This window comes from Nocardia sp. NPDC058176, assembly GCF_042883805.1.
In the GTDB taxonomy this organism is placed as follows: Bacteria; Actinomycetota; Actinomycetes; order Mycobacteriales; family Mycobacteriaceae; genus Nocardia.
In genome coordinates this window covers 615150-624196 of record NZ_JBHVVA010000004.1, presented here as the reverse complement: position 1 = coordinate 624196, position 9047 = coordinate 615150, and the positions used below count along the sequence as shown (strand labels likewise).

The 9047-nt window shown below is 68.2% G+C and carries 10 protein-coding genes; 3 read left to right on the top strand and 7 right to left on the bottom strand.

The window, feature by feature from the left end; genetic code table 11:
• Positions 1 to 135: 135 nt before the first annotated feature.
• Positions 136 to 813 carry a phosphoribosylformylglycinamidine synthase subunit PurQ gene (gene purQ / locus ACFVVM_RS24295; RefSeq protein WP_387622292.1) on the bottom strand — a complete coding sequence of 226 codons (678 nt, stop codon included), beginning with the start codon at positions 811 to 813 and terminating at the stop codon, positions 136 to 138.
• Positions 810 to 1046: a phosphoribosylformylglycinamidine synthase subunit PurS gene (gene purS / locus ACFVVM_RS24290; RefSeq protein WP_022565847.1), complete on the bottom strand. Its 237-nt coding sequence runs from the start codon at positions 1044 to 1046 to the stop codon at positions 810 to 812. Before purS ends, purQ begins: the two co-directional genes overlap by 4 nt.
• A 171-nt stretch (positions 1047 to 1217) precedes the next feature.
• Here purS and ACFVVM_RS24285 point away from each other — a divergent pair, with 171 nt between their 5' ends.
• The gene (locus ACFVVM_RS24285; protein ID WP_387622290.1) at positions 1218 to 1862 is read left to right on the top strand and encodes an MBL fold metallo-hydrolase; all 645 of its coding nucleotides are present in this window, start codon (positions 1218 to 1220) and stop codon (positions 1860 to 1862) included.
• 1 nt (position 1863) lies between these two features.
• Here ACFVVM_RS24285 and ACFVVM_RS24280 read toward each other — a convergent pair whose 3' ends face one another.
• The 3 genes from ACFVVM_RS24280 to ACFVVM_RS24270 are packed head-to-tail and all read right to left on the bottom strand — an operon-like array spanning position 1864 to position 5078.
• Positions 1864 to 3207 carry a dipeptidase gene (locus tag ACFVVM_RS24280; protein ID WP_387622287.1) on the bottom strand — a complete coding sequence of 448 codons (1344 nt, stop codon included), beginning with the start codon at positions 3205 to 3207 and terminating at the stop codon, positions 1864 to 1866.
• A 12-nt stretch (positions 3208 to 3219) separates the two neighbouring features.
• A complete protein-coding gene (locus tag ACFVVM_RS24275) occupies positions 3220 to 3657 on the bottom strand; it encodes a hypothetical protein (protein ID WP_387622285.1) in 438 nt (145 codons plus the stop codon).
• A complete protein-coding gene (locus tag ACFVVM_RS24270; RefSeq protein ID WP_387622282.1) occupies positions 3654 to 5078 on the bottom strand; it encodes an APC family permease in 1425 nt (474 codons plus the stop codon). Before ACFVVM_RS24270 ends, ACFVVM_RS24275 begins: the two co-directional genes overlap by 4 nt.
• Positions 5079 to 5257: 179 nt before the next feature.
• Between ACFVVM_RS24270 and ACFVVM_RS24265 the strand changes: the two genes are divergently transcribed.
• Positions 5258 to 6646: a glutamate decarboxylase gene (locus ACFVVM_RS24265; RefSeq protein WP_387622279.1), complete on the top strand. Its 1389-nt coding sequence runs from the start codon at positions 5258 to 5260 to the stop codon at positions 6644 to 6646.
• Positions 6647 to 6721: 75 nt separating this feature from the next.
• Here the strand turns inward: ACFVVM_RS24265 and ACFVVM_RS24260 are convergent, their stop codons facing one another.
• Together ACFVVM_RS24260 and ACFVVM_RS24255 are read right to left on the bottom strand one after the other, a co-directional pair.
• A complete protein-coding gene (locus tag ACFVVM_RS24260; RefSeq protein WP_387622278.1) occupies positions 6722 to 7423 on the bottom strand; it encodes a DUF2334 domain-containing protein in 702 nt (233 codons plus the stop codon).
• Positions 7424 to 7487: 64 nt separating this feature from the next.
• Positions 7488 to 8135, bottom strand: a complete 648-nt coding sequence (locus ACFVVM_RS24255; protein WP_387622274.1) for a nitroreductase family protein — start codon at positions 8133 to 8135, stop codon at positions 7488 to 7490.
• 137 nt (positions 8136 to 8272) lie between these two features.
• Between ACFVVM_RS24255 and ACFVVM_RS24250 the strand changes: the two genes are divergently transcribed.
• Positions 8273 to 8728, top strand: a complete 456-nt coding sequence (locus ACFVVM_RS24250; protein ID WP_387622271.1) for a MarR family winged helix-turn-helix transcriptional regulator — start codon at positions 8273 to 8275, stop codon at positions 8726 to 8728.
• Positions 8729 to 9047: the final 319 nt, after the last annotated feature.

The window sequence follows — 9047 nt, the reverse complement described above, 5'->3', positions numbered from 1 at the left end:
GGTTAGGCGCCGCGGCGTACGCGACGAAGGAGCAAGCCGCGGCGCCTAACCGGCGGCCCCTCCGGGGCCGCGACTCGAGCGCGCCAGCGCTCCAATAACACAGCGTTCACAGCCCGGGCGTGTAAATCCCAGATCTCAAGCCCCAACCAAACTATCGATAACCGAGAAAAACATCCCCAACCCATCATCACTGGGCCCAGTCAAAGCCTCAGTCGCATGCTCCGGATGCGGCATCAACCCCACAACCCGCCCATTGGCAGAAGCGATCCCAGCGATCCCCCGCTGCGACCCATTCGGGTTGTCACTCGCGTACCGGAACACCACGCGACCTTCCCCCTCGAGCTCGTCGAGCACCTCGGAAGAAGCCTGATAACGCCCCTCCCCCGACTTCAACGGCACCAAAATCTGCGCCCCCGCCTCATACCGAGACGTCCACGCCGTACCAGTGGCCTCAACCTTCAACCACTCATCCCGGCAGATGAAGTGCAGCCCCTCATTACGAGTCAATGCCCCAGGCAACAGCCCGGCTTCACACAGCACCTGGAACCCATTGCAGATCCCGAGCACCGGCAGCCCCTGCCCCGCCTGGCGAACAACCTCACCCATCACCGGCGCGAACCGCGCGATGGCACCGCAGCGCAGGTAATCGCCATAGGAGAAACCACCGGGCACGATGACCGCGTCGACACCCTTGATGTCGGCGTCGGCGTGCCACAGGCTCACAGCCTCGGCACCAGCCAACCGCACCGCACGGGCCGCGTCGACATCATCGAGCGTGCCCGGAAACGTAATTACGCCGATGCGTGCACTCACGAGACCCGAACGACCTTCCAGTCCTCGATCACGGTGTTGGCAAGCAGCGCCTCGGCGATCTGCTCGAGCTCGGCGTCGGAGACACTCTCGTCCACCTCGAGCTCGAATCGCTTGCCCTGCCGCACATCCGAGATTCCAGCGAATCCCAGACGCGGGAGCGCGCCGACCACGGCCTGTCCCTGGGGGTCCAGGATCTCGGCCTTCGGCATGACCTCGACCACGACTCGTGCCACGCGTTGCTCCTCATGTGGTGTGGGGGGTTACCTCAGAAATCCTAGTTGACCCGGCCGTCGTGCCCGCCTTCCGGGGTCGTGGCGGCTGTGTTCGACGGCGCCGACCCCCGAGGGCCCTCCGTGGCCACACTCCGCTCCCGCCTCCGGGCCCGCCGGCTATAGCATCGGGACATGCGCATCGCCCACTTCGGCCATTCCTGCATCCTCGTGGAGCTCAACGGCGCGAAGGTGCTGTTCGATCCCGGTACGTTCGCGCACGGTTTCGAGGGCATCACCGGGCTGGACGCGATCGCGGTGACCCACCAGCACCCCGACCACATCGACCCGAACCGGATCGAGGCGCTGATCGAGGCCAATCCCACCGCCCGGCTGCTCTCCGATCCGCAGACCGCCCAGCAGCGCGCGGAGGGCTGGGAGCCGGTTTCCGCGGGCCAGGTGCTCGAGCTGGGGGAACTACAGATCACCGGCGGTGGCGGGCGGCACGCGGTGATCCATCCGGAGATCCCGGTGGTCGACAACACCGTCTTCCAGCTCGGCACCGCCGCCGACCCCGCCCAGCTGGTCCATCCCGGCGATTCGCTGTGGGTGCCGCCGGTGCCGGTGGGTGTGCTCGCCATTCCGGCGGCGGCTCCGTGGATGCGGATCTGGGACGCCGTCGACTACCTGCGCGCGGTCAATCCCCGCACCGCGATCCCCATCCACCACGGCATCATCGACCCCTCGGCCCAGGGCATCTTCTTCGGCCGCCTCAGCGAGATGGCCCCGGCGGGCACCGAGTTCCGGGTGATCGAACCCGAGGACCACGACCAGTTCTGAGTCAGCGGTAGCTGGTCAGGAACAGCGCCTCGGCCAGCGCCATGTGCTCGATCTCGCTCGGGTCAACGCTCTCGTTCGGCGCGTGGATCAGGCATTTGGGCTCCTCCACGCCGATCAGCATGATCTCGGCTTTCGGGTAGGTCTCGGCGAAGACATTGCACAGCGGGATCGAGCCGCCCTGTCCCTCTGTGGTGACCTCGCGACCGTAGGCGGTCGCCATCGCCGTGGCCAGCGCGTCGCGGGCGGGGCCGTGTTCGGCGGCGACGAACGGGTTGCCGAGCGATTCGAGTTCGATGTCGAGCTGGGCGTTCCACGGCAGGTGCGCGCGCAGGTGCCGCTCGAGCAGTTCGTGGGCGTGCTCGGGCGCGGTGCCCGGCGGGATGCGCAGGTTGAGCCTGGCCCTGGTGCTGGGCTGGATCGCGGCCGAGGACCCGACGACGGCGGGGACGTCCATGCCGAGCACCGTCAGCGCGGGCCGCGCCCACAGCATGTCCGAGACACTGCCGCCGCCGATCAGGTCGACGCCGTCGAGCACCTCGGCATCGGCACGAAAGTCGGCGGGCGGGTACTGCGCGCCGGTCCAGGCCTGATCGTTGGTGAGACCGTCGATCGTGGTGTTGCCCTCGGCATCACGCAGCGAGGCCAGCAGCTGGATCATCGCGGCGAGCGCGTCGGGCGCCGGTCCACCGAACATGCCCGAATGCATCGGTCCCGCGAGGGTTTTCACCGTGATCACCACGTTCACGAAGCCGCGCAGGGTCTGGGTGAAGGTGGGCACGCCGACGGCGAAGTTGCCGCAGTCGGCGACCAGGATCGCATCGGCGGCGAGCAGGTCGGGATTGGCGACGACGAACTTCTCCAGCCCGCCGGTGCCCTGTTCCTCCGAACCCTCGGAGACCACCTTGATCCCGATCGGGAAGTCGGGCCCGATGGCGCGCAGGGCCGTCAGGTGGGTGACGATGTTGCCCTTGCAGTCGGCGGCGCCGCGCCCGTACCAGCGGCCGTCCTTCTCGGTCAGCGTCCAGACCGGGGTGTGCCAGGCGTCGTCGCCGAGCGGGGGCTGCACGTCGTAGTGGCAGTACAGCAGCACCGTCGGCGCGCCGGGCGGTGCGGGCTTGGACGCGATGACGGCGTTGCTGCCATCGGGCGTCTCGTGCAGGCCCACCTCGGTCAGGCCCGCCGCGGCGAACGCGTCGGCGACCCACCGCGCGGTCTGCGCGCAGCCCTCAGCGGGGAACTGTCGTGGGTCGGCCACGGATTTGAACGAAACCAGTTGGGTGAGATCGGATTTCGCCTGAGCCATCAGGCCGGACACCCGCGCGCGCAGGTCTGCTTCGGTGGTCATCGAGTCCCGCCTCTACTTCGTCGTGTCGTCGAGTTTCAGTGTGCCGAGATGGTCGAGATAAGCAGGCAGGCGGTCGGGACAGTAGACGGCCAGCGCCTGCGCGACGGCCTCGGCGCTGTCGTTGGAACCGATGACCGGCCGCTGGCCCGGCCCGGCCGCGCCATTGCTGATGGCGGCCTGGTATCTCGCCTTGATCAGCGGCGAATCCGGGTCCTGGCAGACCGCGCCGCCGTCCTCACCGAGCGAGTTGGCGATGATCCGCGGATCCGGCGCCGGGAGACCGGCGGCGACCAGATTGTCGTGCAGCTGTTCGGCTTTGGCCTGGGCCTGCGCGTCGTGGCGGATCTCGCTGAAGGTGAACAACCCGATCAGGGCGAACACCACGAGCAGCGCGCCCGCGGTGAAATAGATCCAGCGGCGCTTGCGGTCGGGCGCGTCTCCGGTCGTCATACCTTCTCTCCCTCCGGGACGTCGAGTTTCCAGCTGTCCCTGCGGTTTCGGTAGAACAGGTACGGAATCAACAGGCCGACGACGCTCATCCCACCGCCGACGATCAGCACATAGATCAGCGGGCTGCCCGCGCCGAACTGCGAGGGCGGCACGAAACCGATCGTGAACGCGGCCACCGAGGACACCGCGCCGAGCCCGCACAGCGCGTACAGCGCGGGCGCGCGATAGCCGCGGGGATGGTCGGGCTGGTTCTTGCGGAGTCTGGCCGCCGCCGCGAACATCAGCACGTACATGATCAGATACACCTGCGTGGTGATCACCGACAGAATCCAGTACGCGCTGGAGACATTCGGGATGAACGCGTAGAGCAGGGCGATCAAGGTGGTGAACACGCCCTGGGCCACCAGCATGTTCTGCTGGACGCCGTGCTTGTTGAGCCTGGTCAGGATGGGCGGCAGATAGCCTTCGCTGCGCCCGATCAGCAACAGCCCCTTGGACGGTCCGGCCAGCCAGGTGAGCATGCCGCCCAGTGCCGCGGCCACCAGCGCGATGCCGACGATCGGGGTGAGGAAGCCGATCCCGAAGTGGCTGAAGAACCCGTCGAAGGCCTGCATCACGCCCGCGGTGAGACTCAGGCTGGCCGCGGGCACCACCCAGCTGATCGCCAGCGCGGGCAGGATGAAGATCACCAGCACCAGGCCGACGGCGAGGAACATCGCCTTCGGGAATTCCCTGCCGGGATTGCGCAGCGACGACACGTGCACCGCGTTCATCTCCATGCCCGCGTAGGACAGGAAGTTGTTGACGATCAGCACCAGACTCGCCAACCCCGCCCACGCCGGCAGCAGATGACTCGAATCCATCGGCGCCGCAGACGCATTGCCCTGCGCGAGAAAGACCAACCCGAGCACGACGAGCACCGTGCCGGGAATCAAGGTACCGATGATCAGCCCCATGCTCGACAATCCCGCCACCGTCTTGGTGCCGTGCGAGGACACGTAGACACCGGCCCAATAGATGGTGATGATCACGATCGCCACATACACGCCGTTCGAGGCGAGTGAGGGATGAATGATGTAGGCGAAAGTGCTTGCCACATAAGCCAACAGACTCGGATAGTAGAAAATGGTCATGGCGAACTGGCACCACACGGCCAGAAAGCCCAGTGGTTTGTTCAGCCCGTCACCGACCCATTTGTAGACACCGCCCTGCCAGCCCGAGGCCAGTTCCGCGGCGACCAGTGAGGTCGGCATCAGGAACAGGATCGCGGGAATGATGTAGAGGAATACGCAGGCGAGCCCGTAGACGGCCATGGTCGGCGCGGATCGCAGACTGGCCACCGAACTCGTGGTCATCAGCGCCAAGGTCACCCAGGACAGATATTTGGTCGTCGTCGCGACCTTGGTCGCGGAGCCGGTCATCAGCGCTGCCTCCTGCTGTGTCTGCACAACTAGCGGAAACCCCTGGATCAACTGCTCACGAATAGTAACCGCCGAGCATCCTCGGGAAAGGCGCGAAACAAGCGCATATGGGACAGAAACGTTGCAGAATGCTCGTGGAGCAATCAGCTGGCAGCGCACCACTGACGAGTGGAGGTTCCGTGGCCGACAATCCCGATCCGCACGACCTTTTCAGCCTTCCCGGTTTCGCCCGTCCGGCCCCACACGGCGGTTTTCCCGCCCACGAGCTCTTCCCCGATGTCGCCTACGAGATCGTGCACGACGAATTGCTCCTCGACGGCGTCGCCCGAATGAACCTGGCCACCTTCTGCACCACCTGGATCGACGACAACGCCCACCGGTTGATGGCCGAATCGACCGACAAGAACATCGTCGACAAGGACGAGTACCCGCAGACCGCCGAGCTCGAGCAACGCTGCGTGCGCATGCTGGCCGACCTGTGGCATGCCCCCGATCCGGCGAGCACCCTCGGCACCTCGACCACCGGGTCGAGTGAGGCCGCGATGCTCGGCGGGCTCGCGGCGAAGTTCCGCTGGCGGGCGCGCGGCGGCACCGGCACGCCGAACCTGGTGTGTGGTCCGGTGCAGGTCTGCTGGGAGAAGTTCGCCCGCTACTTCGACGTGGAACTGCGCCAGGTGCCGTTGCGCGGCGACCGCTACACCCTGCACCCCGACGACCTGCCCAGATATTGCGACGACAACACCATCGCTGTCGTACCCACCTTCGGCCAGACCTTCACCGGCCTGTTCGAGGACGTCGCCGCGATCAGCGCCGGACTCGACCAGCTGCACGCCGCGGGCGGCCCCGACATCCCGATCCACGTCGACGCCGCCAGCGGCGGTTTCCTCGCCCCCTTCACCGCACCGGATCTGGTGTGGGACTTCCGGTTACCGCGGGTGAAGTCGATCAACGCCTCCGGCCACAAGACCGGCCTCGCGCCGCTCGGCGTCGGCTGGGCGATCTGGCGCGAGGCCACCGATCTGCCGCGGGAGCTGATCTTCGATGTCGACTATCTCGGCGGCCACATGCCGACGTTCAATCTCAACTTCTCCCGCCCCGGCGGCCAGGCCATCACCCAGTACTACGAGTTCATCCGGCTCGGCCGGGTGGGCTACACCCGGGTCCAGTCGGCGATCTACCTGGTGGCCGGGCATTTCGCGAAGGGACTCGAAGAACTCGGCCCGTTCGAGCTGATCCATGCCGGTCGACCGGACCACGGCATCGCCGCGGTGTCGTGGCGTCTGGCCGCCGATCCCGAGTACAGCCTCTACGACCTGTCCAACCACCTGCGCTCCCGTGGCTGGCTGATCGCCGCGTACCCGCTGCCCGCCGACCGCCAGGACGAGACCATCATGCGCGCGGTCTTCCGCCACGGCTTCACCCTCGACATGGTCGACCTGCTGCTCGCCGACATCCGCCGCGGCGTCGACCAACTCACCCACAACCCCCACCGCACCCCGCTCACCCGCGCCGAGGTCGGCGGCTTCACCCACGACGCCACCCCGGCGGTCCCCGACCAACCCCACTAGCCCTGCGCGAGAACCGATGTGGCGAGGAGCCACCGCCGCGCACCCTGATCGCCGATGTGTGCGCGGCGGTGGCGGTCAGGCGGCTCGGATGGCCGGGAAGGGCTCCCACCGGTACACGTCGCTGCGCGCGCCGTGGTAGCGCGCGAGGTCGACGGCGTCGAGCATGGCCTGGCGCGGGCCGGAACGCTGGAGCTGGGCGGCCGAGATGGCCAGGCGCAGCACCCCGCCGCGACGCGCCGTGCGGGCCGCGCCCATGACCAGGGCCAGGCACCACCACGGTTCGGCGCGGAAGCCCTCACCGATGCCGTACACCCGGGCCCGCTGTGCCACATCGCGTTCCAGGTCGATCATGGTGGTGAGACCGAGCGCGAGCCGGAAGCCGACTTCGGGCAGCGCGGCCAGCGCGCCGGTCGAGGCGTCCCAGCGGGGCGCGGCGAACAGCCTGGTCCGCAGTCCAACCTGCTCCATCACCCGGTCGGCGGCCTTGAGCCGCAGGGTGGCCTCGTGCCGGGGCAGGTTCGCGAACTCCGCCCGGCGGGACTTGGTGGCGGCCTGGTCGTACCCGTGCAGGACGATGGCGTCGCCCACGTGCCGCCTGCCGCGCAACCAGGATTGCGTAGCCGGGTCGTCGGCCAGCCGGTACTTGCCCTTCAAGCGCGGCGCGACGAGCAGCGAGAGCCGCACGTCGCGCTGATCCATCTCCGCCGCGAACTCGATCGCGGCGTCACGGGTGGTGTCCCTGATCCCCGATACGGAAACGATCAGCTCGGCGTTCATGCCTCCACGGTGACAGCCGGAGGTGACACCCGCGTGCTGCGCCGATGACGCCCCGACGAACGCCTCACCATTTCTGCCAGTGCAGTACCTGTTCGCGCGGCACCCGTACCGCGGGCTTGAAATCGGTGCCGATCGTGAAGGCCAGCGGCAGGAACGCGGCCAGCATCACCTTGTCGTAGGGCACGCCGAGGACCGCGGCCAGTTCGCGTTCCAGCGGCGCCTGCGCGGTGGTCCACACCGTGCCGAGGCCGCGGGCGCGCGCGGCGAGCATGAAGCTCCACACCGAGGGCAGGATCGAGCCCCAGGTCCCGGCCTGGATCTCGACCGAGGCGCGGTCGGTGCGGCCCTCGACGGCCGGGATCACGAAGGCCGGGACGCGGTGGATGTTGTCGGCCAGGTAGCGCAGTCCGTCGAAAACCTTTGCGGTGGAACGGGGGGCGACGTTCATCCGCTCCATGTCGCGGCCGGTCAGCGGCGCCGCCTCGCCGAGGACGAGCGCGCGGCGGAAGATGTCGGCCAGCTCGCGTCGGCGCGGGGCGTCGGTGACGACGAGGAAGTGCCAGCGCTGCCGATTGCGGCCGGTGGGCGCCTGGGTGGCCAGGTCGACGCACTCCTCGATGAGCGAGCGCGGCACCGGCCGGTCGAAGTCGAGCCGTTTGCGCACCGCGCGGGTGGTGGACAGCAGCTGGTCAGGGGTGAGATCGAGGGTCATCGGAACTCCTGGGTGCGGGGATCGTCTGACACCGAACAATCTGTGCTCAGACGATTATGACCGTAGAGCGCCAACCGTCTGCCGTCAAACAATCTGTCCACAGATGATTTAATGGGGGTCTCGACCAGAGGAGTCGCATGCCGCCCAAACCGACCTACTTCCCCCAGCTCGCCGCCGAACGCCCCGACATCGCCCTGTGCCGCGCCTCGGCGACCGTCGCCCGCGCGGCCGAAGCGCACGCGAACACCCAGGGCCTCGGCGTCGGCCAGCACCTCGTGCTGAAAATGCTCGCCGAGGTCGGCCCCTGCTCCCAGCAGGCCCTCGCCGAGGAACTGCGCATCGACCGCAGCGTGATGGTCACCGTCTGTGACGACCTCGAACGGTCGGGATACGTACGGCGCGAACGCAATCCACTCGACCGCCGCTCCTACGCCGTCACCCTCACCGAGGCCGGCCGCGACCGCCTCACCACCGCCGAGGCCACCACCCCCACCTTCCTCGACAAAACCTTCGCCGCCCTCACCCCCACCGAACGCACCCAGCTCACCACCCTCCTCACCAAACTCCTCACCCCCCGCGACCTGGACCACTGATCACCAGGCTCTGGTGGCAACGCCTTCTCGGCCGATCCTTACCTCAGAGCCTGGTGATCGTGCGTCCAGGTCGCGGAGGGTCAGCGGAGGCCGGTGCAGCGAGAGGGCGGACCGGCGCGTCCGACCCGGCGGCGCGCAGCGCGGCGGCATTCAGCCCAGCGGCGTCCGGCCGCATTCGGCCCGGCGGCGTTCAGCCCAGCAGCGTTCAGCCTGGCAGCGTCCGGCCTGGCGGCGTTCAGCCCGGCAGCGTTCAGCCTGGCAGCGTCCGGCCTGGCGGCGTCCGGCCCGGCGGCGTCCGGCCCGGCGGCGTCCGGCCCGG

What these genes read in the sequence shown, in the direction of transcription:
- ACFVVM_RS24255 (WP_387622274.1), bottom strand. Translation starts at nt 8,135, where the DNA reads ATGACCCTCGATCTCACCCCTGACCAGCTGCTGTCCACCACCCGCGCG.
- ACFVVM_RS24250 (WP_387622271.1), top strand. Translation starts at nt 8,273, where the DNA reads ATGCCGCCCAAACCGACCTACTTCCCCCAGCTCGCCGCCGAACGCCCC.
- ACFVVM_RS24280 (WP_387622287.1), bottom strand. Translation starts at nt 3,207, where the DNA reads ATGACCACCGAAGCAGACCTGCGCGCGCGGGTGTCCGGCCTGATGGCT.
- ACFVVM_RS24275 (WP_387622285.1), bottom strand. Translation starts at nt 3,657, where the DNA reads ATGACGACCGGAGACGCGCCCGACCGCAAGCGCCGCTGGATCTATTTC.
- ACFVVM_RS24260 (WP_387622278.1), bottom strand. Translation starts at nt 7,423, where the DNA reads ATGAACGCCGAGCTGATCGTTTCCGTATCGGGGATCAGGGACACCACC.
- ACFVVM_RS24285 (WP_387622290.1), top strand. Translation starts at nt 1,218, where the DNA reads ATGCGCATCGCCCACTTCGGCCATTCCTGCATCCTCGTGGAGCTCAAC.
- ACFVVM_RS24270 (WP_387622282.1), bottom strand. Translation starts at nt 5,078, where the DNA reads ATGACCGGCTCCGCGACCAAGGTCGCGACGACGACCAAATATCTGTCC.